The organism is Rhodopirellula sp. P2, from assembly GCF_028768465.1.
Classification (GTDB): Bacteria; Planctomycetota; Planctomycetia; order Pirellulales; family Pirellulaceae; genus Rhodopirellula.
Genome location: NZ_CP118225.1, coordinates 5,036,496 through 5,053,879, shown reverse-complemented (window position 1 = coordinate 5,053,879; position 17,384 = coordinate 5,036,496). Strand labels below are relative to the sequence as shown.

The window sequence follows — 17,384 nt, the reverse complement described above, 5'->3', positions numbered from 1 at the left end:
CTGCCGACCGCGTCGTCGCGACGCTAACTCGGCGGCTGGGCGACTGCTTCGACCAGTGCGTTTCGGATGGTTTCCTGCCGGGAAGCATCCGTGATGGGAGTGCCGTCCAGATTGGTCACGTAGAAGACGTCCGCAATCTGATCCAAGTGCGTGTCAATTTTTGCGAATTGAATCACCACGCCCAACTGAGACAACGTTCCTGAGACGTCAGACAGCAACCCCGGTCGATCGTAAGTGAACATCGACAGGATCGTTTGATGGTCAAAGGTGTCGTTGTCAAAGACCACCTTGGTCGGCAACAGCAGCACGCTGGACGGTTCCTTGGCACCCTGAGTCTGCCACACTCGTCGTGGTGTCGGCATGATCGAATCGGGATCGTCGAGCGCTTTGGTCACCACTCGGCAAACCTCCTCGATTCGCGACTCAGGTTGACGTTGTTTCAATTCAGGATCGGTGACCCAAAATTGATCCCACAGCAAATCTTCGCCGACGGTTTCCACATTCGCGCGCATGATCGATAAACCACAGGCGCTGAAGGCCGCCGTGATACGTGCGAAGACTCCGATCCGACGTTCTCCCTGGCGCAGCACGATGGTGTACCGGACGGCGGACGCGGCGGGGTCCACCGCGCCGGCGCAGAAACACCCGGGATGTTCACTCAACCATTCGCCGACCTGGTGCATCTCATGGATCAAATCATCGGTCGAATGTTGACGCAGCAACGACAGCGGCATGTCCTTCGCGAATTCCAGCAGGGATGGATCGAGTTTCATTTCGCCGAGCGCTCCCATCACCTGCTCCATCTTGGAATCCAGCTCTGACTCGTTCTCGCCTGGCAAGTTGCCCGTTTCGAAGTAGCGACGGGCACGAAGATAGAGGTCTTCGATCAATCCCATTTTCCAATCGTTGAGCACGTCGGGGCCAACGGCTTGGAGATCGGCCACGGTGTGGATCAACAACAATTCCAAGCGTGCGATCGATCCCACTTCGACGGCGAACTGGTGGACCACTTCCGGGTCATTCAGATCATGCCGAAAGGCGACCTCGTTGATCAGCAAGTGTTTGTGGATCAACCACTGCAACGTGTCTTTGTCGTCAGCACTCAGGTGGAACAGGTCCGCAACGTCTCCTGCGATTCGGCGTCCCACTTCGCTGTGGTCTTCTTCGTACCCTTTGCCCAAGTCGTGAATCAGCAACGCCAGGTGCAACAGTGTTTTGTCTTTCAGTCGCCGATACCGCCGCCCCATGGAGGTTTCAGCATCGATCAGATCCGTCGCCGCTTCCACCGCCCGAATGCAGTGCGCGTCGACCGTGTACTTGTGATACGCGTTGAACTGAAGCAAGCCTCGGCAACGTCCCATGGCGGGGATCAGTTGATCCAAAATGCGAAGTTCGTGCAAACGACGCAGCAAGGAGGCCAAGCGTCCAGGGTCACGGAGCAATTCCATGAATGCATCAACGGCGGGTTGGTCGGGGGGCGAGGGCTCGCGATCTTGCATCGATTTGCGGATCGCTTGCCAAGTCGGGTGAGCGATTCGGCGCGAATGTCGGTTTGCCAGTTGAATCAATCGCAGCACATCCGACAGGCTTTGCGAGAACGCTTCCAATGAACTGGCTTTGACCCAAATGTGGGTTGGCCCCATTCGGATGTTTTCATCGACCCGCCGTGAAATCACGGTTTCCAATGCACCCGCCGCTCGGGAACGAATGCGAGTGTCATCGTGGAAGTAAGCGGCCACGTATCGAACGCCGCGAGTGTGATCGAAGTAATCTTGCATGAAGTCTTCGACTGCCAACACGCCCGATCGGCCTTGATACCCCCAATCCCGAGCGATATCCATCTGCGTCGGGCGGTCCAAGACATCTTGGGAGCGTCCGCTGCGGAAATGCAATTCATGACGCAATCGCAACATGAATGCGTGAGCGCGTCGCAGCGTGCCGTAGTCCTCGTCTGACAGAGCGTTGAGTTTGTTCAGTTGTTCGAGACTGGTCGCGCCATAGGTCGCAAAGCCAAGCCAGCGAACCAATTGAATGTCACGCAGTCCACCTCGAGAACGCTTGACGTTGGGACGCAGCAAGTAGTTCGTCTCGCCCCATTTGTGACGTTCTTCTCGGCGAGCCATCAAGGCCTGATGATTCATGTAGTTGCGTCGGCGACGAGCACCGGCGCGAAAGCGATCGAAAAAACGATCGAAGGTGTGTTCGCTGCCAAAGCACAATCGCGACTCAGTGAGCGACGTGTAGATTTTCGCATCCGCCCAAGCCAAGGAACTGCATTCGCGAGGCGTTCGGACAGAGAAGCCACAATCGATCCCGGCGTCGGTGACATCCCGCACGAAGGTGCTGGCCACCTGGGCCGCCGCGGCAGCGCTTCGCCGAGTCGTCAGCAGCATCAAGTCTGCATCGCTGTACGGCGAAAGATCACGACGGCCATAGCCACCGTGCGCCACCAAACTCAGTTGTGAAAGCTGCGAGGCTTTGATGGTCAGAGAGGCACGCTCCAGCGATGCCTGCCAAATTTTCTCGATGACTTCGTCATAGAGATCCGTCAGCGCGGTTGCCGTTTGAACACTGGGCAGACCGGCTCGGAATCGAGACTCGATACGACCGCGTCCATCTTTCAGTCGGTCGCGGCATTGCCGCGCCAACGAAGGGAGTGAACCTTGGGACGCCATCAAGCAAGCTTACAACGCTTCTTCACCACGCTCGCCGGTACGGATGCGGACCGACTCTTCGAGGTTGGTGACGAAGATTTTGCCGTCACCGATTTGGCCGGTTTGCGCGGTTTGGAGAATCGTGTCGATCACGGTTTGCAGATTGTCGCTGGTGCAGACCACTTCAATTTTGACTTTGGGGACAAAATCGATGGCATACTCCGTTCCGCGATAGATCTCCGTGTGACCTTTTTGTCGACCGAAACCGCGAACTTCGCTGACGGTCATTCCGTGAATCCCCTGCTCGGTCAACGCGTTCTTGACGTCTTCGAGTTTGAAGTGACGAACAATGGCTTCAACTTTTTTCACAGGTGCGGCTCCGACAAACATGCGAACAGAGAATTTGGGATCATTGTACACTCGCCACGTCATTGAACCAGACGGGCAAGCCGAAGGCGAGCATTCTCAGGGTTTTTCCCAGATTTGATCCGGAACATTCAGGATTTGGTTGACCAATCGGGACACGACGAACAACCAGTCACTCAGGCGATTCAAGTAGATGATCACCGTGTCACTGATCGGTGTTTCGGTTTGAACCGCGTCGGCCAGCGAAATCACCCGCCGTTCGGCCCGCCGGCATACCGCTCGCGACAAGTGGACGTGCGACGCCAAAATCGATCCTCCAGGGAGGATGAACTGTTTCAAAGGGGGAAGATGTTGCTCGGCGTCATCGATCCATTCTTCCAGGCGTTCGATGTGGGGGTTTCCGATCACCCGCAGATCAAATTGGTCGGGGTGCGGTGAAGCCAATTCCGCGCCGATCGAAAACAGTTCGTGCTGCACTTGGACAAGGCGTGCATCCAGCTCGCCCAAAGCTCTCTGGGCTTCGGAAGCATCGGCGGCGGACTGTTCCAGTGCCGAGCGAACCTGGCCCAGCGTCGCGTTCAATTCATCGACCGTCCCGTAGGCTTCGATTCGCGTGTCGTCCTTTGCCACCCGTGGCCCGCCAAACAAACCTGTGGTCCCGGAATCGCCTGTGCGAGTGTAGATTTTCATGATTCGTTCAATGGAAGTGTTTCGAAAGCGGAAGCATGCGACGGCTGAAACTTGGTCGTCGAAAACAAGGCTGCGTTGTTGCGGAGCTCGATTTGCGGTCTCAACCGGTGTGGCATTGGAGCAAGATGACAAGTGAGAAGAAAGAACCGGCACTCCCGCCGGTGTGTGCGGCCGGTGTGTTGGTGATGACCCGGGAACCGTCCCCGCGTTTCCTGCTGATGCGACACCCCGATCGCTGGGACTTGCCCAAGGGGCACTGCGATGAGGGCGAAGATTTCTTGACAGCAGCCAAACGGGAGTTGGAAGAAGAGACCGGGATTGCCGCCGCGGACTGCGAGTTTGATCCGGATTTTCAGTTTGACCTGCACTACCCGGTCACTTATCGCGATCGCCCGGGGCAAACGTTTCAAAAGCACGTGCGATATTTTTTGGTGTTCTTGCCGCAAGTCGTTAAAATTGAACTGACCGAACACGAGATGTCTCGTTGGTGGCCTTGGTCCCCGCCGCATCAAATTCAAACGCAAACGATCGATCCGCTGCTGGCGGCGGTTGCCGAGCACTTGGCCGCGAATCGCGAGAATTGAACTGCGTTGGTTGTTTCGTTGCATCGCTTCTGCTCTTTCCATTCTCTTAAAACTGTGACTCCATGCGATTGCTCGCCTTTCATCGCTTGTCATTCTTCCTGATCGTGGTCGGGATGTTGATTTGCACGGCATCGAATGTCGACGCGCAGGAACAACGGGCTCGTCCGCCCCAATTTGACGCCGACGAGGTTTCGCGAGTGTTCTTTGCGGATCCAGCGACCGCGTTTCGTGGTGAGCGACCTTCGCTTGCCAATCTCCGTGACGCGGGTGCCGAAAAGGTGATGGCTCAAGCGGAAGCCGCCGCCGAGGAAACCTCGGGGGGAGGATCCAAGTGGGCAAGTTTGGTCTCGCCACTCTCTTTGGAAGATGAGATCAAACGAATCAAGCTTCGATACGACTCGGTCATCACCACACCGGGCGCCTTCAACGGCGGTGGATATCAAGAAGCTCGATTGAACCTCACGGTGTTGGCGACTTTGTTCGCCGTCGTTGCGGATCACAACGAGGATGTGCGTTGGAAATCAGAGGCGCACACCGCTCGCGATGTGATGGCACGCACCGCTCGCAACAGCGCGGCTGGATCGACCCAGGTCTACAACGAGGCCAAGCTTCGCAAAGCTGACCTGCAAGATCTGGTCAGCGGAGCCAGCATCACGTCGACGCAGAAGTCCGAGCGGGTCAACGAGTGGCATATGATCGCGGACCGTTCGCCGCTGATGGAGTACGCCGAGCAGTTGTTGGACACGCTGGGCGATCACACTCGCGACGCAGCCACGACCCAAGACAACCTGGATGCGGTGAAACGGGAATCGGAATTGTTGGCGATGTTGGGCGAGGTTCTGATTCAAGAGGGCATGGACGACTTCGACGACCCCGACTACGCCGAACTCAGCGGGGCGATGGCGACCAGTGCCAGCGGTGTGGTCAGCGCGATCGAGCGACAAGATTGGGAGGGTGTCCGATCCGCTGTCGGCGATGTGACTCAAAGCTGTGCCGCCTGCCACGAGCAATATCGCTGAGCTCTTGCTGCGACCACTCGCCACTCCGGTGGCTTGATGCCTGTTGATTGGTTTCAGAGTTGTCGCTGGCCTCCTTGCAAATCATTTTGCAAGTTTCCCAAGGAGTCCCTGGAAAAAAACGTCGAGGGACCGTTTAATGACGGCCGCTTGGGGTGAGCCTTGATTTGTCTTTGACGGGAACACACCGAGCCCGCAATCTGTGTCCCATCCCCCCGTGAGACGAACGCCCCGACTGCCTTGTGAAAAAGATCCGCGAGTTTCTAGAAGTCTTCGGGCAATCGTCTGGAAAGTGGATCGTTCTGGCGTCCATGGTTGGGGTTTTGGTGGGCATCGGCGCACTCATCTTTGATCGCTTGGGCCGAGTGGTCGTGCGATTTGCGATGGCCCAATTCACCGGCTACGCGCCGATGGAAGCCGCGGGCGAACAAGCCGTCATGATGCCGCCCGACGCGGTGTTCTCGCCCTGGATGCTGGTCCTGGTCATGACTTTGGGCGGGTTGGTTTCGGGGGCGATCGTTTACTGGTTCGCTCCCGAGGCAGAGGGTTCTGGGGCCGACGCGGTCATCGACGCTTTTCACAATCGTCGTGGCAAAATGCGAGCTCGGATTCCGTTGGTCAAAACGATTGCTTCCGCGATCACGCTCGGCACCGGTGGCTCGGGCGGTCGGGAAGGACCGATTTCTCAGATTGGCGCTGGGTTGGGTTCGGTGTTGGCCGACCGATTGAAGTTGTCCCCGCGGGACCGCCGGATCTTGATGGCAGCCGGAATGGGGGCGGGCGTCGGGGCGATCTTTCGAGCTCCCTTGGCCGGTGCTGTGTTCGCTGCCGAAATCCTCTACAGCGATTCGGACATGGAAGCCGATGTGATTGTTCCCTCGGCCATCGCTTCGATTGTGGCCTACAGCCTGTTCACACAAGCTCTACCGATCGAATATCGGTATTTGCCTTTGTTCGGTGACGACCTGCACCACACGCTGACCTCGCCCTTTGAATTGTTGGCGTATGGATTTCTCGCGATCGCGGTCACGATCGTTGGTGTGATCTATGTCAAATTGTTTGCCGGAACGCGCCAGCGATTTCTGGATTTGCCGCTGTGGCCGCACATCAAACCCGCCATCGGCGCGTTGCTTGCCGGGCTGGTCGGAATCGGGCTGTTCCGAATGGTTGGCAACAACATGCACGCGCTGGGAGTTTTAGGAACCGGTTATGGAACCCTGCAGATGGCCGTCACGCATGCGGCGGAACTTGGCATCCCGATGTTGTTGATCATCGTGTTCGCAAAGATCGTGACCACAGCACTCACCATCGGTTCGGGAGGATCCGGCGGTGTGTTTGGTCCTTCGATGGTCATCGGTGGCTGCCTTGGTGCCGCGATTGGACTCGGGTTTCAAGCCTTGTTCCCAGGCGTCGTCACCCAACCCGAAGCGTACGCGGTTGTTGGCACGGCGGGGTTCTTCGCCGGCGTCGCGCGAGCCCCGATTTCGACCATCATCATGGTGCGTGCGCTCACGGGAGACTTCGGATTGCTGGTGCCCACGATGCTGGTGACGACGCTCAGTTTTGTGATGTGCAGTCGCTGGCGTTTGTATCAATGGCAAGTCCCCACGCGAATGGATTCGAAGGCCCACCGAGGGGACTTCATCGTCGATGTGCTGGAGGGCCTGAAGGTTGGCGACGTCTTTGACCCCAAACGCAAAGTGTTGCTGATCCCGGAAGCCACGACGCTCGACGAGATCGTGCACTGTCTTGCCGACAACCAACAACACTATTTCCCGGTGATTGATGAGCAGAAACGCATCGTGGGAATCTTCAGCGACGACGACGTGCGCAGTTATCTGTACAACGATTCGATTTGGCGACTGGCGGTGGCCAACGATGTGATGACCACCGAATTGGTCAGCGTCACCCCGGACGACGACTTGAACACAGCGCTGAAGCGATTCACGTCCTTGAACTTGGAAGAGTTGCCGGTGGTGGACGTCGACGAGCCAGGCAAATTGCTTGGGATGTTGCGTCGAAAGGAAACCATTTCGGCCTACAACCGCCGACTGGTGGAACACAAACAAACCGCTGATGACGCTTAGGATTCGTGAGCCGTAGTGGCTCACGCGGCTTCTCTCTAAACGCGTCCGGTCGTGCCAAGTTGTGGAACAGCCGAGCATGCCGAAAAAGGCGAGTCTCCTCCGTCATCAAAACTGCTTTGAGTACTCGCACAAACGCTCGCGAAACTCAGCGAACAGCCGGCTTTGAAAACGATACGGGTTGGTCACGCAAACGATCGTTCGCGTGGGGACAGGGCTGACAAACGATCGATACACACGCCGCTTGCTGCGATCCAAACGTCGAGCCATTTCTGGAATCATCGAGATCCCATGCGACAGAGACACCAGTTCTTGTACGGTTGCCAGTTGATTGGCGCGTTCCACGGCAACGGGCAAGATCGAACGTTGTCGACAAAACGAATGGATGTTCTCTGACAAGCAGTGAGCTTCGCCGAGCATCACGAACGGTTCTTCTTCCACATCTTCGAGGCGGATCACTTTCTGCTCACACAGCGGATGATCAGGCGGGAGCACCAAGCACAATTCTTCTTCCATCAACGGTTGCACTTCGACGTACTTTTCCGTGATCGGTTCCGCCAAGATCGCCAGGTCGATTTCACCTTGTTTGATTCCCTTCAGCAATTCGTCGGTTGTGTTCTCGTGGACGATCAATTGAGATCGTGGGAAAGCATTGGAGAACTGTTTCAGCAAGTTTGGCAAGAAGTACGGGGCAATGGTTGGAATCGCGCCAATCCGGAGCTTGCCGGTTTCACCGTCGTCCGTGATCTCCGCTCGAGTGTCCTCGATGATTCGAAGGATCTGCGTGGCGCTGCGTTGGAACCGAAGCCCGGCATCCGTCAATTCGACAGAGCGTGGTTTCCGCTCGAAAAACGGTTGCCCAAACTCTTCCTCGAGTCGCTGAATCGATCGGCTCAGTGCCGGTTGAGACAGATTCATCCGCGCTGCCGCCTCGGTGAAACTTTTGGTCTCCGCCACGCTTTGAAAGTACTTCAGTTGGTCAACGTCCATTGAATCATCATGATCGAAAACGGAACTTGCGGCAGCAAGCTTGGCATGCGGTTGAGAACTCCAGTCGCATCCTATCGGGTTCAGTCTAAAGCCAATTGCGTTGCCACGGCTACCTGGGGCTGAGCGAGTGATGAAGGCCCGGTTCGGCGTGAATCTGCGTGAATGGCTCCGGAGGAGTCCGCGTTGATAGCTCGGGGCGGAAGCCCCGAGATCCGTTGGTGGGCATCATGAATTCGCCCCGGATGGGGCCGTCGTCGATAGTCCGGCGTGAAGCGCGGCAGGCCGGACCAAGCGAAGCGTCGTTCCGGCATTCGAGAGTTTTTCGGCGTCGTGTCACGATGAGCTGCCGGAGCGGCGTCGCTTCGCTCCTTGATCCGGCCTACTTTGCTGAGCGAGTGATGAAGGCCCGGTTCGGCGTGAATCTGCGTGAATGGCTCCGGAGGAGTCCGCGTTGATAGCTCGGGGCGGAAGCCCCGAGATCCGTTGGTGGGCATCATGAATTCGCCCCGGATGGGGCCGTCGTCGATAGTCCGGCGTGAAGCGCGGTAGGCCGGACCAAGGGAAGCGTTGTTCCGGCATTCGAGAGTTTCTCGGCGTCGTGTCACGTTGAACTGCCGGAGCGGCGTCGCTTCGCTCCTTGATCCGTCCTACTTTGCTGTGGTTCGATTCGGTGGTTGGAATGGCCATCCGGGGAGCTCGCCACAGCTTTGGAGTGCGAGGATTGCGTAGGCCGTTCCGGTGTTGGAAATCAGGTTGCCGGCATCGTTGACGGGCGAACGTGTGAACCACTTGCCGCTTTCACGCTGGTTGGACTTCAACCATTGAATCCCTCTTTGCAACCGTGGATCGCTGGCGGGAATCCCAAGGTCTCGGCTGATGACGATCACCAAACCGGTGCCGTAGCCATCGCTGGTTTGGGTGTCGAGTGGCTCGCCGTCATTGCGTTCGAGCCCTTTCCAGTCGGTCAAGAAGCCTGCCGTCGACCAGCCTCCGTCAGGAAGTTGTTTCGCGAGTAGTTCTTCTAGCGTTCTTTGACGCTCGTCCTCTGTCGCGATGCCTTCGAGTCGCTTGGAACACCAAGCGATCATGGCGCGATGGTGCAGCGACTTGGGTGGGTTGTTTTTCAGGTAGGTCCGCAGTTTGTCGAGCCCTGCCCGGGAGGCTTCCGATTCAGCGTAACCATCCGCCGCGATGCCAACAGCGAGTGCAGCCAGAGTGACACCGTAGTGGTCATCAATTTCCATCGGGGCGTAGTCGCAATCGGGCCAGTCCCAACCGCCATCGGTGCGCTGCACGGTCCACAACAAATCCAAGACATCGCGAGCGGCCGGGCTGAGATGCCCGGTCGTCTGCAGGTCGTTGAACGTCAACCCAGCGCCGACAACGATCACCCAAAAACCTTGGCCCTCCGTCGGAGCCTTCTTCTGCCACCGCTCCGTTCGGTACCGCTCAAAGAACGCGCGGACCTCGCCGGAATCCTTTTGGACGGACGACAACGCCGGACGGGCGAACATGTACGGCATGTTGGTGTGGCAGGTCACGCACTTTTTCTCTTTCTGCCAAGTCAGCGAGGCGCGATCCAGGTAGGTCGCAGCCTGTTTCGCAGAGAACGATTCCGCGATCGGTTCATTCGCGTCAATCGAATCACGTTTGGCTGGAACGGATTCCAAGGTGACGATTTCGGCTTGTGCACCCTTCGGAAAGGCGAGTGCCAACGACACGAGCGACACAAAGATAGCTCCCGCTATGGTGCGTGGGGGAGGTTTGAAACCCATGTGATTGATTCGCTCGTGGATGGAGGTGAGTGTTCAGAACCGGGGCGAACGCCTAGACGGCTCACGGTGTCCCTTGCAATCGTATTGGCTGCCCTGCTCCAATGAAGAAGCGTACGTTTCATTTGGTTGCTGGCGTTTTGGTTTGGGCAGCACCGTGATTTGGTTTGGGTTTGATGAACAGCACTTCGCCACGTTCGATCCAGCCTTTCCTCAAGTCGACGCGAAACCAGCCGTCACTGTTCTTGGGATGGAATCGGATCGGACTGCGTTGGCCGAACTCTTCTAAATCGTATTGCGCCCATGACTTGCCCAGGTCAGGCGAGTAGATGATTCCCGTCGCGTACGGCGACGCGGGAGCGTAGTGGGCGGACAGAATCACGCCGTCTTCGATGATCATGTTGGCGGATTCGTAGTGAGGGTTGAACAGCAGTTCGTGCTTGGTCGGATCCGCCAGGTCCTCGGGGGCACATCGAAAGATGCCGCGGTCGTGAGGCATCGTGCCATTTTTGCCGTTGGCATCGGCTGCCCAATACAGTTGCCCGTCGACAAAGTTGATTCCACCCGATTTGTAACGGGAGTTCGAATTGACGGTCACCAAAACCTTCCAGTCCCAGGCATCGCTGGCAGCGTCGTAAGTTCCACGAAGCCAATGGCATTCTTGGTGGTTGTTGCCATCCGAGTCAGTGCGGTCATGGTCGCCGGTGCATGCGTAAAATGCGTTCTCGGCCGGGTTGTAGGTCACACAGTGAACATGGCGGCAGACCACTGGGTTGTCTGGATTACCCAGCAGATCATCTGGCCCGGCACCGGGTTGTTGAAAACTTGGACTCTGCCCGAACGAGTAGGCGATTTTGACGGTTTCGCCTTGATCGGTTGAATAGTAGAGGTTGATTGGGACGGCACCGCCCAACACGTTGCAGTAGTTGCCCCAGACCAGCATCTCGGAACCGTCCACGTCCCAGGTGTGAACTCCGTCGAGCGGATGAAAGTACCAGCCCGGTTTTTCGGGATCGAGGGGCTGATGGGGAAGGTAGTCGCTGCCGTCCGTGTCTTGGACAATCACTTCCCGGTGGCTGCTTAAATTATCGGTGCTGAGATAAAGACGCGTTCGTGTCGCGAACAGGATGTTCCCGTTCTTGAGGATGCAACTGAACGTGATGTTGTCCGCATCGCGAAAAATGGCATCGTGCGGCCAGGATTGCCCGTTGTCTTCGGACAGGAAAATCTTGCCTTGTCCGAAACCGAATGCTTGGTTGTCTCGCTGGGAATCGATGTAGGGGCCTTCGGGAGCCAAGCGGTACCAGAAATGCGGTGTGGAGGCTGGTTCCGTCTCGTCCGCCCAGATCCGGTCGCTGCCGTGCAGCAGCACCCCGGTGCTGGCTGCGGCCGACACCATCCAGTGCCGCCGTGTCAATGAAACGGAGAGGTCGGGGCGTCTCGTCATGGTGAATTCGCTTGGTTGGGGGAGATGGAAGTCATCGCACGCGGCAGCTGATTCTACCTGACCGATCATCCGCTATCATGAGTTGCGATTTGTTTTGCATCTTCCTGCCAGCCATCCTTTGCAGCGAACCATTCATGACCTCTCCCAGATCTGGCAACCTTGCCATTTGCATCCTTGTGTTGTCGACCACCTTGGGTGCCCTCGGTTCGACGGGGCATCCCGCCGCTGCAGAGGACTGGAATGTCTTCCGAGGACCGTCGGCCAACGGGATCGCAGAGGCTGGCACCAGCGTGCCGACGGAATGGTCCCGTGAAAAGAACATCGCCTTTCGAACGGAGTTGCCAGGTCAGGGGTGGTCGTCGCCTGTCATCGCGAACGGACGGATCTATGTTTCAGCCGCGATTCCGGTCGATCAGCAATCTGACGCGAAGGCGACGGAATACGAACTGACGTTGATCGTGTTGGATGCGAAGAATGGCGAGATTTTGAAGTCGGTGCCATTGATGCGGCAAACAGCCGAGAAGAGTGCTCGGATCCACAAGAAGAATTCGCATGCCAGCCCCACGCCGATCGTGGATGGCAACCGAGTGTTTGTGCACTTTGGTTATCAGGGAACGGCGTGTGTCGATCTCGATGGGAACCTGATTTGGAAAAATCGCGATCTGTTCTTCAAACCCGTCCACGGAAACGGGGGCACGCCGGTCTTGGTCGATGACAAGTTGATCTTCACGTGCGATGGTGCCAAAGATCCCAAGGTCGTCGCATTGGATGCCGGAACCGGCAAGCTCGCCTGGGAAGTCAAACGCCCCAACGATGCAAAGAAGAAGTTTTCGTTTTGCACACCGTTGACGATTGTCATCGAGGGGCAGAAACAAGTCATCGCACCGGGAAGCGATTGCGTGTTGGCGATTGATCCGGCAAGCGGAAACGTGATTTGGGAATTGTTCTACTCGGGTTACTCCGTCATTCCCAAACCGATTTACCACAACGGGTTGGTCTATCTCTCGACCAGTTACGACACGCCCAGCCTGCTCGCGATCGACCCGACAGGGCAAGGCGATGTGACGGAGACTCACCTGAGATGGTCGATCAACAAGAACGTGCCCCACACCCCGTCGCTGCTCGCTGACGAAGAGTATCTCTACTCAATCAGTGACGATGGAATCGCGATGTGCGTGGACGCTGCTACCGGCGACGTTGTCTACAAGAAACGGGTGGGCGGCGGTTTCTCATCGTCACCCGTGTTGGTCGATGGCAAGATCCACTACACCAACGAATCCGGCGAGACGACGGTGATCGCGACAGGCCCGAAATACAAGGTGCTGGCGGAAAACGATCTTGGCGAACGCACGCTGGCTTCGGCTGCCGTGGACGCCAACGCCTTGATCATGCGAACGGCCGATGCGATTTACCGGATCGAGGAGTAGCCGGTTGATTCTTGTCGCGAATGTTGTGTCCTACAACGCTCGGCGAAGCAGGGAAGCAGGGAAGCAGGAATGAATGGTGGCTGGCGTCTGGGTTTCGCCCCGGATGGGGCCGTCGTGCTTAGGACCACGTGAACAACAAGTGACGTAGCGGTATTGGGCGCGAGCCCTCCGGTTCCTCACCGGGCGGCTTGCGCCACACCGCTAACATCGTCACTTGTTGTTCACGCGTTGCTTCGCTCGGGGCGGAAGCCCCGGGAGACCGATGCCGAAAAACAATAGGTCGCCCCGGATGGGGCCGTCGTGGGAGTTGGGGGCGTCGCTCGCTGACGCGTCGGGTTGTGATGGGTGGTCTTGGCCGACGCTGACAGGCAAGAGTACCCATCCTGCTTCACAAAGCTCGATCGAAACGTGCCAGCTGCCCAAGGGACTCTCACTTCGTCCACGGCGACAGTCATTGACTGTGCAGTGCTCAACTGGCAACCGGAGTGGGCGCGTCTTGGGCGATGAGCCCTTTGGATTTCAGCTCGCTCCAGAAAGCTTCCGGAATTGCAACTTTCATCGACGCGACGTTTTCCTTCACCTGTTGGGAAGTGCGAGCCCCGGGGATGATCGCTGAAACAGTCGAGGGTGCCTCTGCAAATTGCAGGGCGGCGGTTTTGATGTCGATCCCATGTTTGGTTGCGACTGCACTGATCGCAGCAAACTTTTTCTTCATTGGATCCGGGATCAGACTGGAATAGTTGAAACGGTTTCGTCCGGCGAGAAATCCGCCGTTGAGAGGAGCACCAACGACCGCCGAAATGTCACGTTCATCCAGCAGTGGGAAGGTTTTCTCCAACGCTTCTTGGTGGTCCAGGATCGAGTACTGAAGTGCCAACAAACAAATGTCGGGATCCGCGATGTCGACGGCTTTGTAGATCGCATGGGGACTGTTGATCCCAAATCCCCAGGCTTTGATAATGCCTTCCTCACGCATTCGAGTGAGCTCGGGCATGGCCCCCTTGGCGGCTTCGTCAAAGTGCTTGAGCCAGTCCGCACCAAAGTCACTGTTTTGCGGTGAGAGGTCGTGAATGAAGACGATGTCGAGCGAGGAGACACCGATGCGCTGCAGGGTGTCTTCGACCGAACGTCGCGTTCCCTCTGCCGTGTAGTCGTAGTGGTAGTGAAAAGGTGAGTGATTCGCCCAATGCCACCGTTTGGGCAACGGTTCAGCGGACGGCGTGAGCAACCGTCCGACCTTCGATGAAAGAACATAATCTTCGCGTTTCTTGTTACGCAGCAAATCCCCGAATCGCCGTTCGCTCAGGCTCAGCCCGTAGAACGGTGCGGTGTCAAAGTATCGGATCCCAGAATCCCAAGCCTGGTTCAGCATGGCGAGGATTTCTTCGTCATCAGAAATGGTGTTGAATCCATTTCCGGCGGCCAGTCCGCCCAGTCCCATTCGGGATGTGGGGCGATAGCGTTGTCCGTCGATCTTGGAATTGCTGGGCAAGGCCTCATTGGTATCCACCAACCCCTTGGTCTTCATGACTTCGCCTGTGGACATTTGAACCTTCAAGGCTTGCGCAGCGGCGGGACGGCTGATCACCGAGCCAACGCCAATGGCCGCGCTGGCTTGCAACAGATTTCTTCGGGTGAGCATGAGGTTTCCGTGAAGGATGAATGGGTGGACGCGAACTCACAGACCGGATCGCGAAATCACAAATGCTTCCGGAGTGCTCGGGCGTCGCCTATCGATTGTTGGCAGATTGTTTCAATGGCGAGCATCCGTTGGCTACCGCCATTCAAAGTGCTACACGAGGCACGTTCGAGAGCGTTTGCCGAGTCGCCAGAGAGGTCGCATCGTTCACGTTGGAAGCGACACTGCCGCTATGGTTGCCTAACGGTCGATTGTGTCCGCTGAACCGATTCACCGACCTGCCGCGAGATGCCGGATTTTATTAAACGAGTGTCCGCCAAAGAACCATCGCAGATCGCTTTCTGCGAACGCGGCCACCTCTTGGCATGCAAGATGGAAGAGTGCCTACATGGGGATTGGGCTCGGGAACCGTGGCTAACGCCATGCGGCTCACGTACGCGATGACATCTGCGTATCCAGCTAAGCAGGTCGGCAGGATTGATCGGGTGCAACGATGTGAGCCGTTTGGGCGTTCGCCCCGGTTGTACGTGGGACCAACGACGCTACACAAAAAAAGGCAAATGCTGAAAGACTCCTGCCGAACTGCTTAGCGAAGTCCGGGGGCTTCCGTGATGGAAGCGATCTCTCCACAGTCCAGCCAAACGTTCTCGCACCGTCCGCAGGAGTCGATGGCAACTCGGCCTGGTCCAGCGTAGAAGAATGAGTCCATCGAAAGGCAGCACTTCGGGCACGTCAGTCGCGAATGGTGATCGCGGGGCCCATCCAAGGCGGGATCGAATTCACCAGTTCGTTCCGGGCCGTCATACGATTCCCTGCGTTCTCGAATCAGTTTGGCAAACGCGGCTCGGTTCAACAGAACTCCTTGGCAATGCCTGCATCCTAGAACTGGATAGGTGCCCAGCGAGCCGATCTCCAAATGAGTGTCATCACAGGTCAGGCAGGATGTCTCTGACGACGTGCCGGTCAGGACGAGTCCGTCTTCTGAGTTTTGGAGCGGAGTTGCGACGGCTAGGCGGGAACAATAGTCACAGAAGTAGCGTCCAGATCGTCCCATTCGTGACACGGGCGCACCGCAAGATTCGCAATTCATCGGGTTCTCTTCCACAATTCAACTGATTCATGACTTTCCAGCAAACCGCTTTGCTGTTGGAAGCCTGGGTCACGGATTGATTGGATGAGAACAAGTTGTGACTTGCGGACGAGTGCATTGATGCCAAGACGGAACGATCCGATTGATTGTGACGGATGCACTAAGCAGGTCGGCTGGAATGATCGGGCACAACCATGTGAGCCGTTTGGACGTTAGCCCCGGTTGCGTGTGAAAACCGTGGCTAACGCCAACGGCTCACATACCCGATGACACCTGCGTACCTGCTTAATTGGCATGCCCCCACACGTGTTCAAGCGACACGGCCAAGCATTGAAATCAGCCGCCGGTGCGGTGTGCTGTCCGGTCCCCTGGGGTTCAACGCGGCACTGCACTGATTGGTCACTGGGGTTGCCGAGCGTGCTTTTCAAAGAAGTCCCAAACCAAATCAAACCCTTTGACGTCTTGGTTGGGATACCCGACCAGTCTCGCGGGGAAGTACTGCGACCCGCCAGGGAGACAATGTCCACCGCCGACGACTTTGTACAGCATCACGGCAGTCCCCCGTTCGCCGCCTACCCAAAGGCTGCTTTCGATGTGAGAGTGGTCTTCTTGGTTGGTGTCCGGCACCAGTTCAACCTTCGGTTCGGGTTGCGTCTGGTTGTGCTTCACCCACAAGGCGACCGCTTCGTCCGTTGAAATCGCCAGTCCTCGCGGAGCGTCCTCATGACCTTTGACTTGGTTGAATCGATTTGTCACTGGCTTGCCAACGGGACCGCCTTCGTAGGGAACCAATCGATCCTCCGTGCCATTCATGAACAGAATCGAAACCGGGGATTTTGGTTCAAATCGTTTGCTGAGCGGTTCCCCCATCGTGGCGATGATCACGGCAACGGCGGCAAACGTATCGGAATGTTCGATGGCCAATCGCTGAGTCATGAAACCGCCATTGGACAACCCCGCGGCGAAAATGCGATCTCGATCAATGGGATGTTTCTTGCACACCCGTTCGATCAATCCCATCACGTACCCGACATCGTCGATGGATTGATCCTGTTCAGCGAACATGGGGGATTCCCGGCCATCGTTCCAATGTCGATCGATTCCATTTGGATAGACAACGATGAACCCTTCTCGATCGGCGACAGGAGTCAGCCCCATCACCGACGCCGTGCGCGAATTGCCACCTCCACCATGAAAACAAACAACCAATGGGACTTTGGCATCGGCCGGTAAATTCTCGGGAACATGAATTCGATATTCTCGTTCCAAACCGTCGTGCTTGACCGAGACGCTCGTACCAGTCGCTTTGGATCGCAAGCGGAATTGAGCGAAACCGATGATTGATCCGAATGACACAACGGTCATCACGATTGCTGAGACGGTCAATCGGAAGAGCATACTTTTCTTGCGAGACATCGAGGGCACCACGGGATTTGTGTTGCTGTCCGAATTCTTGGCAAATCCGGCTACCAAGTTCGGTGTTGCTGTCCGAATTCTCGGCGAATCCGGCTACCGAGTTCGGTGTTGCTGTCCGAATTCTTGGCGAATCCGGCTACCGAATTCGGTTGTGAATCAGCGTCAAACTGAATACCGGTCCATGACACGATAACTTTGTTGGACGGTCG

Annotated in this window: 14 protein-coding genes; 5 read left to right on the top strand and 9 right to left on the bottom strand. The window is 56.9% G+C overall.

Annotated features, from left to right (window positions below; genetic code table 11):
- Window positions 1-23 precede the first annotated feature (23 nt).
- The 3 genes from glnD to PSR62_RS17845 form a co-directional block, all read right to left on the bottom strand.
- Window positions 24-2,675 (bottom strand): [protein-PII] uridylyltransferase, encoded by a 2,652-nt coding sequence (glnD, locus tag PSR62_RS17855; RefSeq protein WP_274404358.1) that lies wholly within the window; start codon window positions 2,673-2,675, stop codon window positions 24-26.
- 9 nt (window positions 2,676-2,684) lie between these two features.
- Window positions 2,685-3,044: a P-II family nitrogen regulator gene (locus PSR62_RS17850; RefSeq protein ID WP_007325418.1), complete on the bottom strand. Its 360-nt coding sequence runs from the start codon at window positions 3,042-3,044 to the stop codon at window positions 2,685-2,687.
- A gap of 75 nt (window positions 3,045-3,119) precedes the next feature.
- Window positions 3,120-3,710, bottom strand: coding sequence for a cob(I)yrinic acid a,c-diamide adenosyltransferase (locus PSR62_RS17845; protein ID WP_274404357.1), 591 nt, complete (start codon window positions 3,708-3,710; stop codon window positions 3,120-3,122).
- 125 nt (window positions 3,711-3,835) lie between these two features.
- On the opposite strand from PSR62_RS17845, the gene PSR62_RS17840 reads away from it, so the two are divergent.
- From PSR62_RS17840 to PSR62_RS17830, 3 genes are all read left to right on the top strand, one after another.
- Window positions 3,836-4,294, top strand: a complete 459-nt coding sequence (locus PSR62_RS17840) for a bis(5'-nucleosyl)-tetraphosphatase (protein ID WP_274404356.1) — start codon at window positions 3,836-3,838, stop codon at window positions 4,292-4,294.
- Window positions 4,295-4,407: 113 nt separating this feature from the next.
- Complete coding sequence (locus PSR62_RS17835; RefSeq protein ID WP_274408249.1) at window positions 4,408-5,313, top strand: cytochrome c; 906 nt, start codon at window positions 4,408-4,410, stop codon at window positions 5,311-5,313.
- Between the two features lie 239 nt (window positions 5,314-5,552).
- The gene (locus tag PSR62_RS17830) at window positions 5,553-7,397 is read left to right on the top strand and encodes a chloride channel protein (protein ID WP_274404355.1); all 1,845 of its coding nucleotides are present in this window, start codon (window positions 5,553-5,555) and stop codon (window positions 7,395-7,397) included.
- Window positions 7,398-7,502: 105 nt separating this feature from the next.
- Here the strand turns inward: PSR62_RS17830 and PSR62_RS17825 are convergent, their stop codons facing one another.
- From PSR62_RS17825 to PSR62_RS17815, 3 genes are all read right to left on the bottom strand, one after another.
- Window positions 7,503-8,384 (bottom strand): LysR family transcriptional regulator, encoded by an 882-nt coding sequence (locus tag PSR62_RS17825; protein ID WP_274404354.1) that lies wholly within the window; start codon window positions 8,382-8,384, stop codon window positions 7,503-7,505.
- Window positions 8,385-9,031: 647 nt separating this feature from the next.
- Window positions 9,032-10,159, bottom strand: a complete 1,128-nt coding sequence (locus PSR62_RS17820) for a prenyltransferase/squalene oxidase repeat-containing protein (protein WP_274404353.1) — start codon at window positions 10,157-10,159, stop codon at window positions 9,032-9,034.
- Window positions 10,160-10,277: 118 nt separating this feature from the next.
- Window positions 10,278-11,603: a hypothetical protein gene (locus tag PSR62_RS17815; protein WP_274404352.1), complete on the bottom strand. Its 1,326-nt coding sequence runs from the start codon at window positions 11,601-11,603 to the stop codon at window positions 10,278-10,280.
- A 134-nt stretch (window positions 11,604-11,737) separates the two neighbouring features.
- On the opposite strand from PSR62_RS17815, the gene PSR62_RS17810 reads away from it, so the two are divergent.
- Window positions 11,738-13,030 carry a PQQ-like beta-propeller repeat protein gene (locus tag PSR62_RS17810; protein ID WP_274404351.1) on the top strand — a complete coding sequence of 431 codons (1,293 nt, stop codon included), beginning with the start codon at window positions 11,738-11,740 and terminating at the stop codon, window positions 13,028-13,030.
- Window positions 13,031-13,499: 469 nt separating this feature from the next.
- Here the strand turns inward: PSR62_RS17810 and PSR62_RS17805 are convergent, their stop codons facing one another.
- Window positions 13,500-14,672: an aldo/keto reductase gene (locus PSR62_RS17805; protein ID WP_274404350.1), complete on the bottom strand. Its 1,173-nt coding sequence runs from the start codon at window positions 14,670-14,672 to the stop codon at window positions 13,500-13,502.
- Window positions 14,673-14,692: 20 nt separating this feature from the next.
- Between PSR62_RS17805 and PSR62_RS17800 the strand changes: the two genes are divergently transcribed.
- Window positions 14,693-14,974, top strand: coding sequence for a hypothetical protein (locus PSR62_RS17800; RefSeq protein ID WP_274404349.1), 282 nt, complete (start codon window positions 14,693-14,695; stop codon window positions 14,972-14,974).
- Between the two features lie 281 nt (window positions 14,975-15,255).
- On the opposite strand, the gene PSR62_RS17795 is transcribed toward PSR62_RS17800, so the two are convergent.
- Window positions 15,256-15,759, bottom strand: a complete 504-nt coding sequence (locus PSR62_RS17795; RefSeq protein WP_274404348.1) for a zf-TFIIB domain-containing protein — start codon at window positions 15,757-15,759, stop codon at window positions 15,256-15,258.
- Window positions 15,760-16,158: 399 nt separating this feature from the next.
- Window positions 16,159-17,157 (bottom strand): alpha/beta hydrolase family esterase, encoded by a 999-nt coding sequence (locus PSR62_RS17790; RefSeq protein ID WP_274404347.1) that lies wholly within the window; start codon window positions 17,155-17,157, stop codon window positions 16,159-16,161.
- Window positions 17,158-17,384: the final 227 nt, after the last annotated feature.

Excerpts from the sequence above, each read along its gene's own strand:
- PSR62_RS17825 (WP_274404354.1), bottom strand. The coding sequence starts at position 8,384 with ATGGACGTTGACCAACTGAAGTACTTTCAAAGCGTGGCGGAGACCAAA.
- PSR62_RS17790 (WP_274404347.1), bottom strand. The coding sequence starts at position 17,157 with ATGCTCTTCCGATTGACCGTCTCAGCAATCGTGATGACCGTTGTGTCA.
- PSR62_RS17845 (WP_274404357.1), bottom strand. The coding sequence starts at position 3,710 with ATGAAAATCTACACTCGCACAGGCGATTCCGGGACCACAGGTTTGTTT.
- PSR62_RS17850 (WP_007325418.1), bottom strand. The coding sequence starts at position 3,044 with ATGTTTGTCGGAGCCGCACCTGTGAAAAAAGTTGAAGCCATTGTTCGT.
- glnD (WP_274404358.1), bottom strand. The coding sequence starts at position 2,675 with ATGGCGTCCCAAGGTTCACTCCCTTCGTTGGCGCGGCAATGCCGCGAC.
- PSR62_RS17800 (WP_274404349.1), top strand. The coding sequence starts at position 14,693 with ATGGGTGGACGCGAACTCACAGACCGGATCGCGAAATCACAAATGCTT.
- PSR62_RS17815 (WP_274404352.1), bottom strand. The coding sequence starts at position 11,603 with ATGACGAGACGCCCCGACCTCTCCGTTTCATTGACACGGCGGCACTGG.
- PSR62_RS17820 (WP_274404353.1), bottom strand. The coding sequence starts at position 10,159 with ATGGGTTTCAAACCTCCCCCACGCACCATAGCGGGAGCTATCTTTGTG.
- PSR62_RS17795 (WP_274404348.1), bottom strand. The coding sequence starts at position 15,759 with ATGAATTGCGAATCTTGCGGTGCGCCCGTGTCACGAATGGGACGATCT.
- PSR62_RS17835 (WP_274408249.1), top strand. The coding sequence starts at position 4,408 with ATGTTGATTTGCACGGCATCGAATGTCGACGCGCAGGAACAACGGGCT.
- PSR62_RS17840 (WP_274404356.1), top strand. The coding sequence starts at position 3,836 with ATGACAAGTGAGAAGAAAGAACCGGCACTCCCGCCGGTGTGTGCGGCC.
- PSR62_RS17810 (WP_274404351.1), top strand. The coding sequence starts at position 11,738 with ATGACCTCTCCCAGATCTGGCAACCTTGCCATTTGCATCCTTGTGTTG.
- PSR62_RS17805 (WP_274404350.1), bottom strand. The coding sequence starts at position 14,672 with ATGCTCACCCGAAGAAATCTGTTGCAAGCCAGCGCGGCCATTGGCGTT.